Raw genomic sequence first — 22,427 nt, forward strand, 5'->3', positions numbered from 1 at the left:
TTATCAATTGATGTCGAATAATACATTATTCTCAGAAAAAAAACAAAAAAGCCCCTGATTCTCCGCAAGAAGAATCAGGGGTGTTTGTAATTCGGAATCTACCCGCAGATAGAAGTCGAATTATTATTTTTGGATAGAAGCTACGCTACCAGCACCAACTGTACGGCCACCTTCGCGAATGGAGAATTTAGTACCTTCTTCAATAGCGATTGGGGAGATCAGTTGTACGGTTACGGAGATGTTATCACCAGGCATAACCATTTCAGTACCTTCTGGCAAGTTGATGATACCAGTTACGTCAGTTGTACGGAAGTAGAACTGTGGACGGTATCCAGTGAAGAAAGGCTTGTGACGGCCACCTTCTTCTTTTGTCAGAACGTAAATTTGAGCAGTGAACTCAGTGTGTGGTTTAACGGAGTTCGGCTTAGCCAATACTTGACCACGCTCGATCATGTTACGGTCAACACCACGAAGCAATGCTCCGATGTTGTCCCCAGCTTGAGCGGAATCCAGCAATTTACGGAACATTTCTACGCCCGTAACTACGGATTTCTTAGTATCTTCGTGAATACCAACGATTTCGATTTCTTCTCCGACTTTAACTGTTCCGCGTTCTACGCGACCAGTTGCCACAGTACCGCGGCCAGTGATGGAGAATACGTCTTCGACAGGCATCAAGAAAGGCTTGTCAGTTTGACGCTCAGGAAGTGGAATGTACTCATCGATTGTTTCAAACATTTCGATGATTTTTTTAGCGTAATCGCCATCTGGGTTTTGCAGAGCTTCACGAGCAGAACCACGGATGATTGGAGTATCGTCGCCTGGGAAGTCATACTCGCTAAGCAAGTCGCGAACTTCCATTTCAACCAATTCCAACAACTCTTCGTCTTCAACCATGTCGCATTTGTTCAAGAAGACAACGATGTAAGGAACGCCTACTTGACGGGACAACAGGATGTGCTCGCGAGTTTGTGGCATTGGGCCATCAGCTGCGGATACAACCAGGATAGCTCCGTCCATTTGCGCTGCGCCAGTGATCATGTTTTTAACATAGTCGGCGTGACCAGGGCAGTCTACGTGAGCGTAGTGACGGTTAGGAGTTTCATATTCAACGTGGGAAGTGGAGATTGTGATACCACGTTCGCGCTCTTCAGGAGCTTTGTCGATTTGATCGAATGCGATAGCTGCGCCACCGTAAGTTTTGGACAATACAGTAGTGATTGCAGCAGTCAGAGTCGTTTTACCATGGTCGACGTGACCAATAGTACCGATGTTAACGTGCGGTTTGTTACGTTCAAACTTTGCCTTTGCCATTTGAACAGTTCCTCCTTAATGTGGGGTTCCTTATATTTGAGCCGCCCGCATACCTGTAATCTTAGATGACTGAGTGTTTATACCCGGGACGGCAAGTTAAAACTGGTAATTATTCAGCGCCTTTGTTCTTTGCAGCGATCTCTTCCGCAATGGATTTAGGAACTTCTTCATAGTGAGAAAGCTCCATTGAGAATACGCCACGTCCTTGTGTACCAGAACGAAGTGTTGTAGAGTATCCGAACATTTCGGAAAGAGGCACCTTAGCACGGATAATTTGCGCTCCACCACGGGAATCCATACCTTCGATACGGCCACGGCGGGAGTTCAGCATACCCATTACATCACCCATATATTCCTCAGGAACAGTTACTTCTACTTTCATGATTGGCTCAAGCAGGACAGGCTTACACTTGTCTTTAGCTGCTTTGAGTGCCATCGAACCGGCAATTTTAAATGCCATTTCGTTGGAATCGACATCATGATAAGAACCATCTACGATGGTAGCTTTAACGTCTACTAGCGGGAAGCCAGCAAGTACGCCGTTTTTCATTTGTTCTTCAATACCCGCAAGTGCAGGAGCGATGTACTCTCTAGGAACCGAGCCACCAACAACTTTACTTTCGAATTTGCTACCAGTACCTGGCTCGAGGGGTTCAAACTCAACCCATACGTGACCGTATTGACCACGACCACCAGATTGGCGTACAAATTTACCTTCGACGCGAGCAGGTGCCTTGAACGTTTCGCGGTAAGCAACCTGTGGTTTACCCACATTGGTTTCTACTTTGAACTCACGACGCATACGGTCGATGATGATGTCCAAGTGAAGTTCACCCATACCAGCCAGGATTGTTTGGCCTGTTTCTTCATCAGTGTGAGCACGAAGAGTTGGATCCTCTTCAGTCAACTTTCCGAGAGCAACGCCCATTTTATCTTGGTCAGCTTTAGTTTTTGGTTCAACAGCGATCTCGATAACTGGATCAGGGAAGTTCATTGATTCCAGAATTACTGGATTCTTCTCATCACACAGTGTATCACCTGTACTGGTATCTTTCAAACCAACAGCAGCTGCGATGTCGCCAGAATACACGATGGAAATTTCTTGACGGCTGTTCGCATGCATTTGAAGGATACGACCAATACGTTCACGCTTGTTCTTAGTAGCATTAACTACGTATGATCCGGACTCAAGTACGCCTGAGTAAACACGGAAGAACGTAAGTTTACCAACATAAGGGTCTGTCATGATTTTAAATGCCAAAGCTGCAAACGGCTCTTCATCCGAAGAGTGACGAACAGCTTCTGTACCGTCATCAAGATGTCCAGTAATAGCTGGAACGTCAAGAGGAGATGGCAAGTAATCAACAACAGCATCCAGCATAAGCTGAATCCCTTTGTTTCGGTAGGAAGATCCAGCAATTACAGGGAACAATTTAACTTCAACTACGCCTTTGCGAATTGCAGCTTTAATTTCCGGAATTGTAATTTCTTCGCCTTCCAAATACTTCATAGTCAGATCCTCATCAAGTTCAGCAACTTTCTCGATCAACTCGAGACGCAGCTCCTCAACTTTGGCCAAATATTCTTCCGGAATATCCGTTACTTCGATGTTTTGGCCCAGATCATCTCTGAACATGTGTGCTTTTTGCTCAACTAGGTCGATAATACCAGTGAAATCACTTTCTGCACCAATTGGCAATTGAATAGCAACTGCATTGGCTTGAAGGCGATCACGCATAGTTTCGATTACGTTAAGGAAATCCGCACCGATAATGTCCATTTTGTTTACATATGCAATCCGGGGAACGTTATAACGGTCAGCCTGTCTCCATACGGTTTCAGACTGAGGCTCAACGCCCTCTTTTGCACTAAATACACCAACTGCCCCATCCAATACACGCAGGGAACGTTCAACTTCAACAGTGAAGTCAACGTGTCCTGGGGTATCAATGATATTGATGCGGTGACCTTTCCACGCAGCAGTCGTAGCAGCGGACGTAATCGTGATTCCGCGCTCTTGTTCTTGCTCCATCCAGTCCATTGTAGCAGCACCCTCGTGAACTTCACCGATTTTGTGCGTACGGCCTGTATAGAAAAGAATCCGCTCTGTGGTAGTTGTTTTACCAGCATCAATATGCGCCATGATCCCGATGTTACGTGTATTTTTTAAGGAGAACTCTCTAGCCATGAAATGGATCTCCCTTCAAAATATAAGTTATTTGAATGACCTTTATCCTACCAACGGTAGTGAGCGAACGCTTTGTTTGCTTCAGCCATTTTGTGTGTATCTTCACGTTTCTTAACAGAAGCGCCTGTGTTGTTGGAAGCGTCGATGATCTCAGCCGCCAAACGCTCTTCCATAGTCTTCTCACCGCGGTTGCGAGAGTAGTTTACGAGCCAACGTAATCCCAGAGCAGTACGTCTCTCTGGTTTAACCTCGATAGGTACTTGATAGTTAGCACCACCGACACGACGAGCTTTGACTTCCAAAACCGGCATGATATTCTTGATGGCAGCTTCGAAAACTTCCATCGGATCTTTACCCGTACGTTCTTCAATCAATTTGAATGAATTGTACAGAATGCTTTGAGCGACACCTCTTTTACCACCCAGCATAATGCGGTTAATCAAACGAGTAACCAACTTGCTATTATACAACGGATCTGGCAATACGTCTCTCTTTGTAACTGGACCTTTGCGTGGCATGGATATCCCCCTTTCTTAAATGTTTATTATTCAGATATTGTTATCTTACTTCTTAGCTTTAGGACGTTTTGCACCGTATTTAGAACGAGCTTGCATCCGGTTAGCTACACCTGCTGTATCCAAAGCACCACGAACGATATGGTAACGAACCCCTGCAAGGTCCTTTACTTTACCTCCGCGAAGTAATACAACACTGTGCTCTTGTAAGTTATGTCCGATACCCGGGATATAAGCTGTTACCTCGAGACGGTTCGTCAAACGAACACGGGCATATTTACGAAGCGCTGAGTTTGGTTTACGTGGAGTCATTGTGCCTACACGAGTGCACACACCGCGTTTTTGCGGAGCGCTCAAATTTGTAGCCTCACGCTTGAGGGCGTTATACCCTTTTTGAAGAGCGGGAGATTTAGATTTTTCGATTTTGGCTTGACGGCCTTTACGAACCAATTGGTTAATTGTTGGCATGTTGTTGCCACCCCCTTCCTGAAATGATAGTCGATTTAAGAACTCTAAGCCCACAGACCCAGGCGGTTCATAAAAAGACAAATGAAAAGTTCTTGCCGCTGGTGTTCACCCCAGTACAAAAACATTTCTGTAGCTATTGTTTTAAGACGGCTGCCATCGCAGCGCCAACTTCTATTCCGCAGGCCTTGCCCAAATTCAGCATCGTATCCACATATGTGATCTTAACACCTTGTTTGTTACAAAGCAAAACTATCCTGGAAGTAAGCCTTTGATCTCCGTCCTCTGCCACATAGACTTCTGCGGCTAGGCCCAACTCTACCGCCTTGACGGTTTGTTTGGTACCGATCTTGACCTGAGCATCCTGTAGTCCTCTATCATCAGTCATTCTCTTTACCTCCAATGAACAAGGATAACATGGCTACTCACGCACCTTAGACATTTTAGCATTATCAATAGATGGTGTCAAGAAATTCAGCAACAATTTTTATAGAAATTATACACAGCAGAACACTCATGCCACACCTATGAGTAGGTATGACATGAGCACACTACCATGATTGCTAATTTATTCAGCAGGAACCGTCTCTAAAGATTCAAGTTCGCTTTCTGCATTTGGATCACTTAGCTTAACGTTACGGTAACGGTTCATCCCAGTACCTGCAGGAATCAACTTACCGATAATAACATTTTCTTTAAGTCCAAGCAACTTATCTACTTTACCTTTGATAGCAGCGTCTGTTAGGACACGAGTAGTTTCTTGGAATGATGCAGCTGACAAGAAGGAATCCGTTTCAAGAGACGCCTTGGTAATACCGAGCAAGACTGGTTTAGCAACAGCAGGCTCTTTACCAGACAAGATAGCTTCCTTGTTAGCACCTTCGTACTCATGAATATCCGCAAATGCACCTGGCAACAGACTTGTGTCACCTGCGTCAATGATACGGATCTTCCGAAGCATTTGCTTGATCATAACTTCAATGTGCTTATCATTGATCTCAACGCCTTGGTTACGGTATACACGCTGTACTTCTTGTAGAATGTAGTTTTGTACCCCACGGATCCCTTTGATACGCAGCATTTCTTTAGGGTCAATCGAACCGTCTGTCAGCTCATCGCCGGCTTCGATTTCTTGGCCTTCGCTAACACGTAGACGTGAACCATAAGTAATGGAATAAGTCTTGGATTCTGCTTCACCTTGAACCTCGATTTCGCGACGGTCTTTGGTTTCACGGATTTCCTTGATTACGCCATCGATCTCACTGATTGTAGCTTGACCTTTAGGGTTACGAGCTTCAAACAACTCCTGAATACGCGGCAAACCTTGAGTGATGTCATCACCGGCAACACCGCCGGTATGGAACGTACGCATTGTAAGCTGGGTTCCTGGTTCACCGATAGATTGTGCGGCAATAATACCAACTGCTTCACCAATCTCAACGTGTTTACCAGTTGCCAAGTTACGTCCGTAACATTTCTTACAAACACCATGACGGGCACGGCAGCTCAGTACAGAACGAATTTGCAGCTTAGTTACACCTGCGTTTACAATTGCCTCCGCTTTATCGGAGTCAATCAAATCATTGCGGTGAACAATGATTTCGCCTGTTTCTGGGTGACGAACAGTTTCGAAGCAGTAACGACCTTCAATACGGTCATACAGATCTTCGATAACTTCTTTACCATCCTGAATACGACTAACTGTGAAGCCTTTATCGGTTCCACAATCTTCTTCACGGACAATAACGTCCTGGGCAACGTCAACAAGACGACGAGTCAGATACCCTGAGTCAGCGGTACGAAGTGCGGTATCGGCAAGACCTTTACGCGCTCCGTGAGTGGAGATAAAGTACTCCAAGACGGTAAGACCTTCACGGAAGTTCGCCTTGATTGGCAATTCAAAAATCCGACCTGAAGGTGTTGCCATCAGACCACGCATACCACCCAGCTGAGTGATCTGCGATTTGTTACCACGCGCTTTAGAGTCAACCATGAGCATGATAGAGTTGAAACGGTCCATCGACTTAAGCAGGATGTTCGTAAGATCATCCTTAGTCTTCGACCAGATCTCAATAACACGGTCATACCGTTCGTCATTGGTGATCAAACCACGGCGATATTGGTTAGCAACCACATCAACCTTAGCTTCAGATTCTTTCAGGATGGTTACTTTTTCCTCAGGAACAATAACGTCCGACACGGCAACTGTAACACCAGAACGTGTGGAGTAAGTGAATCCGAGTTGTTTGATTTTATCCAAAATCATAGAAGTTTTGGTTGTGTGATAAGTTTCAAAACAACGAGCAATAATCAGACCCAGATATTCTTTACCTACAGCACTGGCTTCTGGAGCGGATTCAATCAGCTCGCGAATGTTCGCGCCTTTTTCGTAGATAAAGTATTTCTCAGGTGTGCCGTGCAGCAAGTTAGTTTTGGTTGCTTCGTTGATATAAGGGAAACTACTTGGGTAGATTTCATTAAAAATGATCTTACCGACCGTAGTAATCAACATTGCATTTTGTTGTTCTTCCGTAAAGCATGTTTTGCCAAGTGCTTTAGCCGGAATAGCAACACGAGCATGAAGCCCTGCAGTTCCGCGTTGGTAAGCTGATACAGCTTCGTTAACGGTACGCAGAATCATACCACTACCCTTTTCTTCCTTGTTATCCATGGTCAAGTAGAAAGTACCAAGGACCATATCCTGGGAAGGTGTTACAACTGGCTTACCGTCTTTAGGGTTCAAGATATTACCAGATGCAAGCATGAGAATGCGTGCTTCCGCTTGAGCTTCTGCAGACAGAGGAACGTGCACAGCCATTTGGTCACCGTCAAAGTCGGCATTGTACGCCGTACATACGAGTGGGTGAAGACGAATAGCGTGACCTTCCACCAAGATCGGTTCAAATGCTTGAATACCGAGACGGTGAAGTGTTGGTGCGCGGTTTAGAAGTACTGGGTGTTCTCTAATTACTTCTTCGAGTACATCCCAAACTTCAGGACTTACGCGTTCAACTTTACGTTTCGCGCTCTTTATGTTGTGGGCAAGGCCCTTATTAACCAATTCTTTCATAACAAAAGGCTTGAACAATTCTAACGCCATTTTCTTAGGAAGTCCGCACTGATACATCTTGAGGTACGGTCCTACTACGATAACGGAACGTCCAGAGTAGTCAACCCGTTTACCGAGCAAGTTCTGGCGGAAACGTCCTTGTTTACCTTTCAGCATATGGCTGAGCGATTTAAGCGGACGGTTACCAGGACCGGTTACCGGACGTCCCCGACGGCCGTTATCGATGAGAGCATCGACAGCTTCCTGGAGCATCCGTTTTTCGTTCTGCACGATAATGTCAGGAGCACCGAGATCAAGCAGTCTTTTCAGACGGTTGTTCCGGTTAATAACACGGCGATAGAGATCATTCAAATCAGACGTAGCAAAACGGCCACCATCCAACTGAACCATCGGACGAAGCTCCGGAGGAATAACCGGAAGAACATCCATGATCATCCAATCAGGCTTGTTGCCGGAGTTACGGAATGCTTCAATGACTTCCAGACGTTTGATCGCCCGGTTACGGCGTTGGCCTTGGGCCGTACGCAGTTCTTCTTTGAGGAATTCCAGCTCTTTATCAATGTCGATATCTTGAAGAAGCTTTTTAACAGCTTCAGCACCCATGCCGGCTTGGAAACCATAACCGTATTTTTCACGGTAGCTACGATATTCTTTCTCGGACAGAAGTTGTTTCTTTTCCAGTGGAGTTTCACCTGGATCCGTTACAACATAAGATGCGAAATAGATAATTTCTTCAAGTGATCTTGGAGACATATCTAGTGCAAGCCCCATGCGGCTTGGGATACCTTTGAAATACCAGATATGAGATACCGGAGCGGCCAATTCAATGTGACCCATACGTTCACGACGAACTTTAGCACGGGTAACCTCAACACCACAACGGTCGCAGACTACGCCCTTATAACGGACACGTTTGTATTTACCGCAATGACATTCCCAGTCTTTTTGTGGTCCAAAGATACGCTCACAGAAAAGACCCTCTTTTTCCGGTTTCAATGTACGATAGTTAATGGTTTCCGGTTTCTTAACTTCTCCGCGGGACCATGAACGAATCTTCTCCGGAGAAGCGAGTCCGATTTTCATAAATTCAAAATTGTTAACGTCCAACAAGGAGCAACCCTCCTTAACCTAATCCTGATTTAGTACCGCTTTGCCCTCTTCTGACTGTTACATCAAAAGAGGGCGTGCGGTCCTTTATAAAATGGAACTTTTAAGCTCCAGCTTGATTATTCTACTCCGACTTCTGAACCTTCTAAATTGAGGCTTAGTTTGTCGCCTGACGTCTCGTCCTCATCGTCCAATTCTCTCATTTCAATTTCCTGCTCGTCACCGCTAAGAATCTTAACATCCATACCCAGGGACTGCAGTTCTTTGATCAATACCTTGAACGACTCAGGAACACCTGGTTCCGGTACATTTTCACCTTTGACAATGGATTCGTACGTCTTCACGCGACCAACCACGTCATCGGATTTCACGGTCAAAATTTCTTGCAATGTATATGCAGCACCGTAAGCTTCAAGCGCCCACACTTCCATCTCCCCGAAACGCTGTCCACCAAATTGAGCTTTACCACCCAATGGTTGTTGCGTAACTAGCGAGTAAGGTCCTGTTGAACGGGCGTGAATCTTATCATCAACCATGTGCGCCAGTTTGATCATGTGCATGACACCAACAGTAACTTCACGTTCGAAGCGTTCACCTGTACGGCCATCATACAGCACGGTTTTACCATTACGCTGCATACCTGCTTCTTCCATCGTATCAAACACGTCGTACTCACGCGCTCCGTCGAATACCGGCGTTGCAATGTGAATTCCCAGACGCAATGCGGCCATACCAATATGGACCTCAAGCACCTGTCCGATGTTCATACGAGAAGGAACGCCCAGAGGGTTAAGAACAACCTGTACTGGCGTACCGTCCGGAAGGAACGGCATATCTTCTTCTGGCAGGATACGGGCAACGACACCCTTGTTACCGTGACGTCCGGCCATCTTGTCTCCCTCAGAGATCTTACGTTTTTGAGCGATGTAGACACGAACCAATTGATTTACACCAGGAGGCAGCTCATCGCCGTTCTCACGTGTAAAGACTTTAACGTCCACGATAATACCATCACTACCATGAGGAACGCGTAAAGAGGTATCCCGTACTTCACGAGCTTTCTCACCAAAGATAGCGTGCAGGAGACGTTCTTCTGCTGTCAGTTCAGTTACACCCTTAGGAGTAACCTTACCCACCAGAATGTCACCAGCGCTGATTTCCGCACCGATGCGGATGATTCCGCGCTCATCAAGATTGCGCAGAGCTTCTTCGCCGACGTTCGGAATATCGCGCGTAATTTCTTCAGGTCCCAATTTAGTGTCGCGAGCTTCAGATTCGTATTCTTCGATATGAATCGAAGTATATACATCTTCCTTAACCAGCTTTTCACTTAACAGGATCGCATCCTCGTAGTTGTAACCTTCCCAAGTCATGAACGCAACGACTACGTTACGGCCAAGAGCAAGTTCGCCCATTTCTGTGGAAGGACCGTCTGCCAGGATATCACCCTTCTTAACAATGTCCCCTCTTTTAGCTAGAGGACGTTGGTTAATACAGGTACCTTGGTTAGAACGCATAAATTTGTGTAATTTATATTTAACGATATCGCCTTTAACTTCCTTGCCTTCGACAGTCTCAACGCGACGCAGCCAAATTTCATTAGCTGAAGAACGTTCGATAATACCGTCATACTTGGAAACGATACATACGCCAGAATCCTTAGCGGATTTATGTTCCATCCCTGTTCCGACCAGCGGAGCTTTTGGAATTAGAAGCGGAACAGCTTGACGTTGCATGTTAGATCCCATCAGTGCGCGGTTGGAGTCATCGTTCTCAAGGAACGGAATGAGCGCCGTAGCGACAGATACAACCTGTTTAGGCGAAACGTCCATGTAATCGACACGATTACTTGGCATCGTTGTAATGTTGTCTGAGTCTTTGTTGTAACGAACGATTACCATATCTTCTTTAAAGGTGCCATCTTCTTCGATCAACACGTTAGCCTGAGCAACTACATAATTATCTTCCTCATCAGCAGTCAGATAGTCAATTTGCTCAGTCACCTTACCAGTCTTCGGATCCACCCAACGATACGGAGCTTCAATAAAGCCGTATTCATTGATGCGGGCAAAGGTAGACAAGGAGTTGATCAACCCGATGTTTGGACCTTCCGGCGTTTCAATTGGACACATCCGACCGTAGTGACTGTGATGGACGTCACGAACTTCAAAGCCCGCGCGTTCACGTGTCAAACCACCAGGTCCGAGGGCGGACAGACGACGTTTATGCGTAAGTTCCGCAAGCGGGTTCGTCTGATCCATAAATTGAGACAGCTGGGAGCTACCGAAGAACTCTTTAATAGACGCGATGACCGGACGAATATTGATCAGAGCCTGAGGCGTAATCGCATTAGCATCCTGAATCGACATTCTTTCACGTACAACACGTTCCATCCGGGACAAACCGATACGGAACTGATTCTGCAAGAGTTCACCTACAGAACGCAGACGACGGTTACCCAAGTGGTCAATATCATCGGTATTGCCAATTCCGTGAAGCAAATTAATAAAGTAGCTGATTGAGGATATAATATCAGCTTGAGTAATATGCTTAACAGATTTGTCGATATTGCCGTTAGCGATCAGCTTAATAACCCGGCCTTCTTCAATTGGCGAGAATACGTCAATTGTTTGAAGAGGAATATCTTCGCTGTCCATAACTCCACCAGTAACACGGTAGTTTTTAAAGGCAACATTCTTTTCGAAATATGGAATCAATTCATCAAGCAGTCTACGATCGACCATTTGGCCGGATTCTGCCAGGATTTCTCCAGTAGAGTCATCAACCAAAGGCTGAGCAAGACGTTGATTGAAAAGACGGTTCTTAATGTGTAGCTTTTTATTAATTTTGTAACGGCCTACATTAGCTAGGTCGTAGCGTTTTGGATCAAAGAAACGCGCAACCAGCAAACTTTTGGCATTGTCTAGTGTCGGCGGTTCGCCCGGACGCAAACGCTCATAAATTTCAATAAGCGCCTTCTCCGTGGAGTCCGTGTTGTCTTTATCCAGCGTATTGCGAATATATTCATCATTGCCAAGCAATTCCAGAATTTCGGCATCACTACCGAAACCGAGAGCACGCAAAAGTACGGTAACAGGAATTTTACGAGTCCGATCGATACGAACATACATAATGTCCTTAGCATCGGTTTCAAGTTCCAACCAGGCTCCGCGGTTCGGGATTACTGTGGCGGTGTAGGTTTTTTTGCCGTTCTTATCCACTTTTGTGCTGAAATAGACGCTTGGAGAGCGAACCAACTGGCTGACAATAACCCGTTCCGCACCATTAATAATAAAAGTGCCGGTCTCCGTCATCAGCGGGAAATCTCCCATGAACACTTCCTGCTCTTTAACCTCACCGGTCTCTTTATTAATGAGCCGCACCTTTACACGCAGAGGAGCCGCATACGTTACGTCCCGCTCTTTAGCGTCGTCAACCGTATATTTCGGTTCACCCAGGCTGTAATCAATGAACTCTAGTACCAAATTACCTGTGAAATCCTGGATCGGCGAGATGTCCTGAAACATTTCCCGCAATCCTTCCTCCAAAAACCAATCATACGATTTTTGTTGGATCTCGATCAGGTTCGGGACCTCGAGTACCTCGTTAATTCTCGCATAGCTCCGCCGAGTGCGTCGACCATACTGAACAAGATGTCCTGCCAACTTTACTCACCCCTCATGTCTACTCACTTAAAAATTGATTGCGAACCCTTGTTTGGAACCGTATAATGGAACCATGCTACAAGGATTCAGTCATAAATAAAAGAAAAGCCCTTATCGAAATCTTCGAAAAAAGAGCGCATTTATCCATGACCAAAATACTCCTTATCAAGTAGATTTGCCCAAAACGTACATATTATACGTCACCAAGCAATAGTTTATGCGCTATTATCTATTACCACGTAGCATTCGCTGCGTTAGAGCATAGACAACCAACTCGCAAAAACTTGCCGTGCGGCATGCGCTAGCCGGGCGACAATATATTGCTTGACATTTCAGCAAACTAAAGACATGGAGCCTATCTTAATACTGACATTTTATAATAATACCATTATCACTATCACATGTCAATAACCTATTGTATTTTATTTTTGTGCTTTAATAATACGATAGCCTTTGTCTTTCCCCACTTCTTCCACCATTGAGAACAAGCTTTCTAGTTTTGCCACTGCGGATGGAGCGCCCTGCTTCTTCTGAATTACAATCCACAGATAGCCACCCTCATTTAAATGTTCATACGCATCTTCAAAAATCTTATGCACTACAGCTTTTCCTGCACGAATCGGAGGATTAGTTAGAATCACATCGAACTTCTGCTGCTCATTCAATGCGCCGAGCACATCGCTTTCCATTATCGTAACATTCCGGATTCCATTGTGCTGAGCATTCTCACGCGCCAGTTCTACCGCACGACTGTTAATATCAATCATGGTTACATGTCCTTTGGGAGCTAGGTATGCTGCACTTATGCCAATCGGCCCATAACCACAACCTACATCAAGCACCGCTGAACCGTCCGGAATTATCATAGCTTCAATAAGAACTCGGCTACCGTAATCGATGTCTCCTTTAGAGAATACACCGGCATCGCTCGTAAAACGAAAGCTTTTGCCTCTTAGTACGGTATCAATGCTACGTCTGTCATGACGTACTTCCGGCTGCTGCGAATAATAATGTTGCGACATCTCTTTCCTCCCTTTCCTATTATGTTAGCAGTTGGTATATACGCCCTACTAACTCTATTTATAAAACAAACCCCTTGAACAAGTTCAAGGGGTTTTCAGTAATAGAAGGAATTACTTCACTTCTACAGCTGCGCCTGCTTCTTCCAATTTTGCTTTAGTAGCTTCGGCTTCGTCTTTGCTTACTTTTTCTTTGATTGCTTTTGGTGCGTTGTCTACAAGATCTTTAGCTTCTTTCAAGCCAAGACCAGTGATTTCGCGAACGATTTTGATAACGTTGATTTTGGAAGCGCCAGCGCCTGTCAAAATTACGTCAAATTCGGATTGCTCTTCAGCTACTGCTGCTACCGCACCGCCAGCTGCTACTGGAGCTGCTGCAGTTACGCCGAATTCTTCTTCAATTGCTTTAACCAGGTCGTTCAGTTCCAATACGCTCATGCCTTTAATTGCTTCCAAGATTGCTTCTTTACTCATGATTGAACCTCCATTTTATATTTAAATTTATTTGTGGTATTGATTATGCTGCAAGAGTCAAAGGCTTACGCGCTTTGTTCTTCTTTTTCAGCAACAGCTTTAACTGCAAGCGCGAAGTTGCGCATTGGAGCTTGAAGTACGCTAAGCAGCATGGACAGCAAACCATCGCGGGATGGAAGCTCAGCCAGTGCTTTCAGTTGTTCCGCGTCAATGACACGACCTTCAACTACGCCGCCTTTCAATTTCAAAGCGTCGTTTTTCTTGGCGAAATCGTTCAAAATTTTAGCTGGTGCTACTGCATCAGTTGTGCTGAATGCGATAGCTGTTGGACCAGTCAAAACTTCATCCAATTCACTCAACTCAGCCGCAGCAGTTGCGCGACGCAGCAATGTGTTCTTCAGGACTTGAAACTCAACGCCAGCTTCACGAAGTTGCTTACGCAGTTCAGTCACTTGGGAAACGTTCAATCCACGGTAGTCAGCTACAACAGTCGAAAGACTGTTTTGCAGTTTTGCAGTAACGACGTCAACCGCGTCTTGTTTTGCTTGAATTACTTTTGCATTTGCCAATGTATACACCTCCTGAAAATTTATGTGTCGGCGTTCTTTCCAAGGAAAGCTTCACCGCTCCTACGCAGGCAGTAGAAAAGCCTCCGCAGAATCACGAAGGCTTGATAAAACGAAAGTTATACGAGCGAGCTCGTTACTTCTTGTTTCTATCACAACACCTCGGTAGGAAATTAAGCACTAAGGCACCTACTGTCTACGGTAAGCATATTCAAGGTTAAGATTGATACCTTAAGTTTCACAACTGTTATAGATTATCAAAATTGACTCAAAGAGTCAACCCTTAATTATCTGAAGACGGTTGTGTTCACACGAGCGCTAGGTCCCATTGTGGAAGAAATCGAGATGCCTTTAAGGTATACACCTTTAGCAGCAGCTGGTTTCGCACGGTTCAAAGCGTCGATAAGAGCTTTAAGGTTATCGTTCAATTGTGCAGCATCAAAGGACACTTTGCCGATTGGCGCGTGAATTTGACCTGCTTTGTCGAGACGGTATTCGATTTTACCGGCTTTGATTTCTTGCACAGCCTTGGAAACATCGAATGTAACTGTGCCAGCTTTAGGGTTAGGCATAAGACCTTTACCACCAAGCAGACGACCCAGTTTACCGACTTCACTCATCATATCAGGTGTAGCTACGCAGACATCAAATTCAAACCAGCCTTGTTGAATTTTGTTGATCATGTCTTGATCACCAACAAAATCAGCGCCAGCAGCTTCAGCCTCTTTCGCTTTTTCACCTTTTGCAAATACAAGCACGCGTTGTGTTTTACCAGTGCCGTGAGGCAGGACAACAACACCACGAACTGCTTGGTCTTGTTTACGCGGGTCTACACCCAGACGAACTGCTGCTTCAACGGTTTCGTCGAACTTAGCAGTCGCTGCCTTTTTCACAAGCTCTACAGCTTCTGAAGGCTCGTAAGTTGCTTCGCTGTTGATCAGCTTAGCAGCTTCTTGGTATTTCTTACCATGTTTAGCCATGAAAATGTTCCTCCTTTGTGGTGTTAGCGGAAATTCCTCCCACATACTTGCGGGTCACGAATGACCGATTCTTCGAAAACTACTAGTCTTCGATTGTGATACCCATACTGCGGGCAGTACCTTCAACCATACGCATTGCAGCTTCAACAGTTGCAGCGTTAAGGTCAGGCATTTTTGTTTCAGCAATTTCACGTACCGCAGCGCGGCCGATTTTTGCTACTTTTTTCTTGTTTGGTTCGCCGGATCCTTTTTCTACTTTAGCAGCGATGCGAAGCAGAACAGCAGCCGGAGGAGTTTTAGTGATGAAAGTAAAGGAACGGTCTTCAAATACTGTAATTTCAACCGGAATGATCAAGCCAGCCTGGTCGGCAGTACGAGCATTAAATTCCTTACAGAATGCCATGATGTTGACACCTGCTTGACCTAACGCCGGACCTACTGGAGGCGCTGGATTCGCTTTCCCTGCAGGAATCTGCAGTTTCACCATTTTAATAACTTTTTTAGCCATGAGTGACACCTCCTTGCAAAAATAGTGGTCTTCGAACGCCAATAGCGCTCTCCCACAAGAAACCCTAGCTTATGTTATATTTTCTCCACTTGAGTGAAATCCAACTCTAGCGGGGTTTCCCGTCCAAACATGTTAACATGCACTTTGATCTTGCTCTTGTCAGCCAAAATTTCTTCCACGGAGCCCACAAAATTCGCAAACGGACCAACCATAATACGTACGGATTCCTTGATTTCGAAATCAATCTTCGTTTTAGGTTCAACCATGCCCATATGCTTCAGAATTTGTTCTACCTCTTCCGGAAGCAAAGCTGTTGGTTTAGACCCTGAGCCTGTCGAACCAACAAATCCAGTAACGCCCGGAGTATTGCGGACAACATACCAGGAATCATCAGTCTGAACCATTTCCACCAAAACATATCCGGGGTAAACTTTACGCATAACGGTTTTTTTCTTACCGTCTTTGTTTACGATTTCTTCTTCCATAGGAACAAGAACGCGGAATATTTTGTCTTCCATGCCCATGGACTCAACGCGCTTTTCCAAATTGGCTTTGACCTTATTCTCATACCCAGAATAGGTATGAACGACATACCATCTTTTTTCCATATCAAGCCACCTGGGACCTCTCTAAATAATCGCTTCAATCACAGCGGAAATACCGATGTCCAGAACCCAGAAGTAAATAGCGACAACTACAATCGTACCGAGAACGATCAATGTATAGTTGGTCAATTCTTTACGACTTGGCCAGCGAACCTTTTTGAGTTCACTCCAGCTCTCAGTGAAAAAGGAAAACATAGACTTGAAACTACGTTTCATGCCGACTACACCTCCACAGACTATCTGGTTTCGCGATGAGGAGTTTGCGAGTTACAATACTTGCAAAATTTCTTCATCTCCATGCGGTCGGGGTGATTTCGCTTGTTTTTGGTAGTCGCATAGTTTCTTTGTTTGCAACTTGTACAAGCCAAAGTGATAATTACCCGCATGATGTGCACCTCCCGAGACGTCCTTCTAATTCACATTAGAAGACGCAAATATTGATCCTAAAAAAAAGCCGCGAATTTAGGCCTACCTAAAACACTTTAGCATAATGTCAAGGTCTGTGTCAACGAAAGAATTCCGTTCTGCACTGGGTAATTCCGGGTTTAGTAGTCATATGGCCGTACCCTGTCTTTGGGTCTATCTCTTCCTCACACTTCGCTGTCTTCCTTACCATTATGGGGTATTCCGTCTGTGTATAAACCTACCTTCAACGGCAACGACTAAAATCGGCTCAAATAGTAATTTATGGTGCAAGCACCTAATTCTATCCGAGTGATTTCAAAAAGACTAAAAAAAAGAACTCGATGTCCGAGCCCTCTCTTGTTCATTATATCATCAATTGTCACGTACTTCTAGATATCTTTCTAATTTCCTTTTTACTCGTTGTAGAGCGTTATCAATAGACTTTACATGCCGCTTAAGATCTTCAGCAATCTCTTGATAGGATCTTCCGTCTAAATACAACATCAGAACCTTGCGCTCCAAGTCACTTAGAATCTCCGCCATCTTATCTTCAAGACCAATGAATTCTTCTTGATTAATAATTAGCTCTTCTGGATCTAGAACCTGTGTTCCACAAATGACATCCATAAGTGTTCTATCAGAATCTTCGTCATAAATGGGCTTGTCCAAGGAAACATAAGAGTTCAGCGGAATATGTTTCTGACGAGTGGCCGTCTTAATAGCCGTTATAATCTGTCGTGTAATGCAGAGCTCAGCAAAAGCCTTGAATGAAGAGAGCTTGTCACCTTTAAAGTCACGAATAGCCTTGTATAGACCAATCATTCCTTCTTGTACAATATCTTCACGGTCTGCCCCGATCAAGAAATAAGAGCGGGCTTTAGCACGTACAAAGTTACGGTATTTATTAATCAAGTGTTCTAATGCGCCACTGTCGCCACCACGGAAAGCCTCGACAATATCTTCATCACTTATGAAATCATACTCAGACAGCATTATTTCCTTGAGGTCGACACTCACCAAGAATCCCCCCGGCTGCAACGCAAGACACATCGTTACTTCGCGAAATATAGGATCAGTATATATTATGTTACCTTCCACCGTCAACCGGAGTTTGTCCAAAATCAATCTAGAATAGCATAAATTGGAATAAAATATTTCCTGATTCTTCCTCGATCTCACTGTCTGCGCCATTTTTCCAACTTACTGCGCACATCGGGAGGCAGTTTGTCTTCCAAAGAATGACGAGTAGAACTGACACCGCCAGGTTCAATAGCTTTTTTTACTTGTTTCTGATTCTCTTCAATTTCCAGATGCAATTCCCTTGCCGAAATTCGCAATGCACCTTGTGCAAAAATAATATGCTGCTCTATAAAATCACTCGTAGCCACATAGATCTGCCGGCGCCGATTGCTATATTCCCCAACCAGTCGCTCAATGCATTCATCTGCGGTTTCTTTTTCCTTGGTGAAGTACACCTGGACCTTACCCTGGACAAAAGACCTTCCCAACCCCGGAACACGGTATGCATCAAAAACAGCAATAACTCTTCGTCCAGAGAAAGCCTGGTAATCTGCCAGCAAATCCATCAAGCGGTCGCGTGCTTCCTGCATACCAATCTGGGACAGTGCCACAAGTTCCGGCCAGCCACCGATCATGTTATATCCATCCACAAGCAGCACATCGCGCCAGTCGGCCATAGCTATCCCTGCTGTTGCCGGCGGCGTATCACTTCATACATAATGACTCCTGCGGCGACAGAGGCATTTAATGAATTGATCTTTCCGGCCATCGGCAGCTTAAGAAGCACATCACATTTTTCACGAATCAGGCGTCCCATTCCTTTATTCTCATTGCCGATTACAACAGCTACCGGACCCGTGAAAATATCGGATTGGTATAGATTCTGATCGGTATCCACGTCTGTTCCTACTACCCAGACTCCCTGCTCTTTTAGACGGTCAATGGTCTGACCCAGGTTTGTAACCCGGGCAACCGGAACATACTCCACAGCACCCGCGGATGTTTTGGACACGGTCGCAGTAATCTGAGCCGAACGGCGTTTAGGTACGATTACCCCATGTACTCCAGTACAATCTGCCGTCCGCAGAATCGAGCCCAGGTTATGAGGATCTTCAATTTCATCAAGCAAAATAAGGAATGCCGGTTCTCCTTTGGCTTCTGCTATAGCTAACAGATCATCCACTTCAACATAGGCAAATGGTGCTGCTTGTGCAACCACCCCTTGATGCTGCACGCCTGGTGCCAATTGATCCAGCTTACGCTTGTCCACATGCTGAATGACAATTCCCGCTTTCCGGGCTTCGGCAACGATGGGTGCTGTCAGATGCTTCTGGGCTGTCTCTGCAATCCAAATTTTATTTAATGTACGACCAGCACGAAGCGCTTCAAGCACAGAATGCTTCCCTGCCAATATTTCCTCTTCAGTCTTCAATTCTTCTTCCATGTTCACTTCTCCTATTTTCTATTTCACCAAAGCCTATCACGGCTGTTTCAACATAAACTGTATACCCTTGTGCACAATTTCTTCTATTCTCTCCTGTTGTCCTGTGTAGTACAAGTGACCAATCAAGCACTCAAAAGCTGTAGCATGACGGTATTCAAGCACATCCGCATTCTTAGGAACACTTCCCGATTTCGCATTTCTTCCCTGACGGGCGACATCCTTCTCCTCTTCCGTGAGACTAGGCTCCAAAAAGTTCAGAATTGCACACTGTGCTTTAGCGGATACCAGCCCTGTAGCAGAACGATGCAAATGGTTCGGACGCAAATTCGGAAGAGATACTAAATACTGGCGAACAGCCACCTCATAAATAGCATCTCCTACATAAGCTAGAACAATAGGCGAAAGTAGTCGCGCAGGTTTGGAAGGCTCATAAGGAAACCATCCGTTATCAAACTTGCGTTCCTCACTCATTTACGACGCCACCGCATTCCTTGTGGAGTATCCTCAAGCAATATGCCCAAGCGGCCTAATTCATCACGGATCTCGTCAGACCGGCTCCAATTCTTATTCTTACGAGCTTCAACCCGCTCGGCGATCAACCGTTCAACTTCTTCACTTGCAATTTCCTCTTCCAGTTCAGGCGTCAATCGCAGCACAGCATTCATTTCGCCAAAAGCTTGCAGTAATGCAGCAAAATCAGCAGGAGCAGCCTCGTTATTCGCAAGCGTATGGTTTGCCAGGCTCACCCAATCGAACATAGCCGTGATCGCATCAGGCGTATTAAAGTCATCCTGCATTCTAGCATGGAAATTGGCCACTATAGCTGACAGCTTATCATTAATCTCTGAGTTGACCTCACCTTGAGCACCATCAGCAGCGAGTTCAAGCCGATGTTTAACGTTACTCTCTGCAAGCGTGATCCGTTCAACGCTCTTTTCGGCGGAAGTCATAGATTCCTCTGAGAAATTCAGCGGGTTACGGTAATGGGTCGATAGCATGAAATAGCGGATAGCTCCTGCTTTAAAACGCTCACGGATGTCTTTTACAAGCCAGCCATTACCGAGCGATTTCGACATTTTCTCGTCCCCGATGTTGATGAATCCATTATGCATCCAGTAATTAGAGAGTGGTTTACCAGTCAGAGCTTCGGTCTGAGCGCATTCACATTCATGATGCGGGAACTGCAAATCTTGTCCACCACCATGGATATCAATCGTATCTCCCAAGAACTCTCGCGCCATAGCCGAGCATTCAATATGCCAGCCGGGACGTCCGTCTCCCCAAGGGCTACTCCAGTGCACTTCACCAGGTTTGGCTGCTTTCCAAAGCACAAAATCCTCCGGTTTTTCCTTACGTGAGTCCACCTCAACACGGATACCAAACTGCAGCTCATCCAGATTCTGACGAGATAATTTACCGTAGTCTTCAAATTTTGAAGTGCGGTAATATACATCGCCGCCGCTTTCGTATGCGTATCCTTTTTCCTCAAGCTCTTTAATAAATCCAATGATCAGCTCCATGCTTTCCGTTACACGGGGATTCAAGGTTGCCGGTTTAACACCAAGCCCTTCCAGGTCGTCACGGTAAGCAGCAATGAAAGTTTCCGCTACCTCTGCTACAGTAGTGTTCATTTCTTCGGCTTTGCGAATCAGTTTATCATCGACATCCGTGAAATTCGTAACATACCGCACCTCATTACCTAACTGCTCCAAGTAATTCCGGACCATATCAAAAACAATTATAGGTCTAGCATTTCCGATATGCATATATCCATAAACGGTTGGACCACACACATACATCTTAACTTTGCCCGGCTCCTGGGGCACAAACTGCTCCTTGCTGCGTGTCATTGTGTTATATATTTGTAAAGCCATCCTTATTCCAGCCCTTTCTGTTCTTCCGGATTCCTTCATACCGGGATGCTTAAATTTCGTAGTCACCAATATACTGCTGAGCTTCTGCTATCCGCTGTGCGGTTTTTTGTTTATCTTCTGCGCCAAGCTTTTCCCTAATTTCTTCGATTTCTTTCTGCAAAAACCGCAATGAATCGACAAGCGGGTCAGGCATCTTCGTATGATCGAGCCGATCGGATACCCGTTCTCCATTACGTTTTACCACACGACCTGGATTCCCTACTACTGTACTGTTGTTAGGCACTTCACGCAACACAACTGCATTCGAACCTATATTTGAATTGTCACCAATACGAAAAGATCCTAAAACCTTCGCACCGGAACCAATAACTACATTGTTGCCGACCGTGGGATGTCGCTTACCTTTTTCTTTTCCTGTTCCTCCAAGCGTAACCCCTTGATAGATTATAACATCATCACCGATTTCGCAGGTTTCTCCAATAACAATCCCCATACCATGGTCGATAAACAGCCTATTTCCGATGACAGCTCCAGGATGGATCTCAACACCAGTCATAAATCTGCTAAACTGCGAAACCATACGAGCCATTGTATACCAGCGGCGTTTGAAAAAAGAGTGGGCGATCCGGTGACCCCAAATGGCGTGCAAGCCGGCATATGTGAAGACAACCTCGAACCAGCTGCGGGCAGCAGGATCGTTATCAAATACCGCCCGAATGTCCGACTTAATATGCTTAAACATCACGGTTCCTCTCTTCTTAACTTCCTTATCTCCTGTTTACAGGTACACAAGAAAGGTATTGTCTCCAGGCCCATCATCCTTATCATACATATGCGGTGAGTGTTCGCTTGGTTTGTTATCTCTTAGAAATATAAGACAAAGAGTATTGTATGAAAATTATTTTTGCTTATATTTAGACAAAAAACGCCCCTGCAGCATAATGCTGCAGAGACGTTTAACCGCGGTTCCACTCTGCTTGAACGAATCAAATGAGCCGCTATTGTAACAAACGGCAGAATTTCTTCGTTCCACTTGGCATCATTAACGGCGACGTTCCCGGCGCGATCTAATGAGCCTTAAAAAGGTCATTCAACCGTGCAGCTCACAGGCGCATGTTCTGCCCCGGACAAATGAATAACTCCCAGCCCGAAAGGGTGTCCCTTTCTCGGTTATTCTCTCTGGCAATTGTCTTCAATGGACGTACTTT

Annotated in this window: 21 protein-coding genes and 1 other annotated feature; all 21 genes read right to left on the reverse strand. The window is 45.3% G+C overall.

What is annotated here, in order from left to right; genetic code table 11:
* Positions 1–123 precede the first annotated feature (123 nt).
* Positions 124–1,314, reverse strand: coding sequence for an elongation factor Tu (gene tuf / locus MHI15_RS11160; RefSeq protein WP_036680523.1), 1,191 nt, complete (start codon positions 1,312–1,314; stop codon positions 124–126).
* Between the two features lie 109 nt (positions 1,315–1,423).
* On the reverse strand, positions 1,424–3,502 hold the full coding sequence (gene fusA / locus MHI15_RS11165) for an elongation factor G (RefSeq protein WP_036680521.1): 2,079 nt from the start codon (positions 3,500–3,502) through the stop codon (positions 1,424–1,426).
* Positions 3,503–3,549: 47 nt separating this feature from the next.
* Entirely contained in the window at positions 3,550–4,020 is a 471-nt protein-coding gene (gene rpsG, locus MHI15_RS11170) for a 30S ribosomal protein S7 (RefSeq protein ID WP_036680520.1), read from the reverse strand.
* A gap of 45 nt (positions 4,021–4,065) precedes the next feature.
* A complete protein-coding gene (gene rpsL / locus MHI15_RS11175; RefSeq protein ID WP_036680518.1) occupies positions 4,066–4,485 on the reverse strand; it encodes a 30S ribosomal protein S12 in 420 nt (139 codons plus the stop codon).
* 133 nt (positions 4,486–4,618) lie between these two features.
* A complete protein-coding gene (locus tag MHI15_RS11180; protein ID WP_038573459.1) occupies positions 4,619–4,870 on the reverse strand; it encodes a ribosomal L7Ae/L30e/S12e/Gadd45 family protein in 252 nt (83 codons plus the stop codon).
* Positions 4,871–5,050: 180 nt separating this feature from the next.
* Positions 5,051–8,662, reverse strand: a complete 3,612-nt coding sequence (gene rpoC, locus MHI15_RS11185; protein ID WP_076130019.1) for a DNA-directed RNA polymerase subunit beta' — start codon at positions 8,660–8,662, stop codon at positions 5,051–5,053.
* Positions 8,663–8,778: 116 nt separating this feature from the next.
* Entirely contained in the window at positions 8,779–12,324 is a 3,546-nt protein-coding gene (gene rpoB / locus MHI15_RS11190; protein WP_038573461.1) for a DNA-directed RNA polymerase subunit beta, read from the reverse strand.
* A 422-nt stretch (positions 12,325–12,746) separates the two neighbouring features.
* Positions 12,747–13,346, reverse strand: a complete 600-nt coding sequence (locus MHI15_RS11195) for a class I SAM-dependent methyltransferase (protein WP_038573463.1) — start codon at positions 13,344–13,346, stop codon at positions 12,747–12,749.
* 111 nt (positions 13,347–13,457) lie between these two features.
* On the reverse strand, positions 13,458–13,817 hold the full coding sequence (gene rplL, locus MHI15_RS11200; protein WP_036680508.1) for a 50S ribosomal protein L7/L12: 360 nt from the start codon (positions 13,815–13,817) through the stop codon (positions 13,458–13,460).
* Between the two features lie 65 nt (positions 13,818–13,882).
* Positions 13,883–14,386 carry a 50S ribosomal protein L10 gene (gene rplJ / locus MHI15_RS11205; RefSeq protein WP_076099619.1) on the reverse strand — a complete coding sequence of 168 codons (504 nt, stop codon included), beginning with the start codon at positions 14,384–14,386 and terminating at the stop codon, positions 13,883–13,885.
* A 64-nt stretch (positions 14,387–14,450) separates the two neighbouring features.
* Positions 14,451–14,603 (reverse strand) — a sequence feature (ribosomal protein L10 leader region).
* A 67-nt stretch (positions 14,604–14,670) separates the two neighbouring features.
* A complete protein-coding gene (gene rplA, locus MHI15_RS11210; RefSeq protein WP_036680504.1) occupies positions 14,671–15,363 on the reverse strand; it encodes a 50S ribosomal protein L1 in 693 nt (230 codons plus the stop codon).
* An 82-nt stretch (positions 15,364–15,445) separates the two neighbouring features.
* Positions 15,446–15,871 (reverse strand): 50S ribosomal protein L11, encoded by a 426-nt coding sequence (rplK, locus tag MHI15_RS11215; protein ID WP_036680502.1) that lies wholly within the window; start codon positions 15,869–15,871, stop codon positions 15,446–15,448.
* 74 nt (positions 15,872–15,945) lie between these two features.
* Positions 15,946–16,479 carry a transcription termination/antitermination protein NusG gene (nusG, locus tag MHI15_RS11220; protein WP_341164416.1) on the reverse strand — a complete coding sequence of 178 codons (534 nt, stop codon included), beginning with the start codon at positions 16,477–16,479 and terminating at the stop codon, positions 15,946–15,948.
* 21 nt (positions 16,480–16,500) lie between these two features.
* Entirely contained in the window at positions 16,501–16,692 is a 192-nt protein-coding gene (gene secE, locus MHI15_RS11225) for a preprotein translocase subunit SecE (protein WP_036680497.1), read from the reverse strand.
* A gap of 20 nt (positions 16,693–16,712) precedes the next feature.
* Positions 16,713–16,862 (reverse strand): 50S ribosomal protein L33, encoded by a 150-nt coding sequence (gene rpmG / locus MHI15_RS11230; protein ID WP_076099620.1) that lies wholly within the window; start codon positions 16,860–16,862, stop codon positions 16,713–16,715.
* A 391-nt stretch (positions 16,863–17,253) separates the two neighbouring features.
* Positions 17,254–17,898: an RNA polymerase sporulation sigma factor SigH gene (sigH, locus tag MHI15_RS11235; protein ID WP_036680496.1), complete on the reverse strand. Its 645-nt coding sequence runs from the start codon at positions 17,896–17,898 to the stop codon at positions 17,254–17,256.
* A 158-nt stretch (positions 17,899–18,056) separates the two neighbouring features.
* Complete coding sequence (locus MHI15_RS11240) at positions 18,057–18,578, reverse strand: NYN domain-containing protein (RefSeq protein ID WP_036680494.1); 522 nt, start codon at positions 18,576–18,578, stop codon at positions 18,057–18,059.
* Positions 18,579–18,580: 2 nt separating this feature from the next.
* Entirely contained in the window at positions 18,581–19,345 is a 765-nt protein-coding gene (gene rlmB / locus MHI15_RS11245; protein ID WP_076105935.1) for a 23S rRNA (guanosine(2251)-2'-O)-methyltransferase RlmB, read from the reverse strand.
* Positions 19,346–19,381: 36 nt separating this feature from the next.
* The gene (locus MHI15_RS11250) at positions 19,382–19,816 is read right to left on the reverse strand and encodes a Mini-ribonuclease 3 (RefSeq protein ID WP_076099622.1); all 435 of its coding nucleotides are present in this window, start codon (positions 19,814–19,816) and stop codon (positions 19,382–19,384) included.
* Entirely contained in the window at positions 19,813–21,219 is a 1,407-nt protein-coding gene (gene cysS / locus MHI15_RS11255) for a cysteine--tRNA ligase (RefSeq protein ID WP_076130023.1), read from the reverse strand. Before cysS ends, MHI15_RS11250 begins: the two co-directional genes overlap by 4 nt.
* 49 nt (positions 21,220–21,268) lie before the next feature.
* Positions 21,269–21,961, reverse strand: coding sequence for a serine O-acetyltransferase (gene cysE / locus MHI15_RS11260; protein ID WP_036680489.1), 693 nt, complete (start codon positions 21,959–21,961; stop codon positions 21,269–21,271).
* Between the last annotated feature and the right edge of the window lie 466 nt (positions 21,962–22,427).

This window comes from Paenibacillus sp. FSL H7-0918, assembly GCF_038007025.1.
GTDB classification, from domain to species: domain Bacteria; phylum Bacillota; class Bacilli; order Paenibacillales; family Paenibacillaceae; genus Paenibacillus_AQ; species Paenibacillus_AQ odorifer.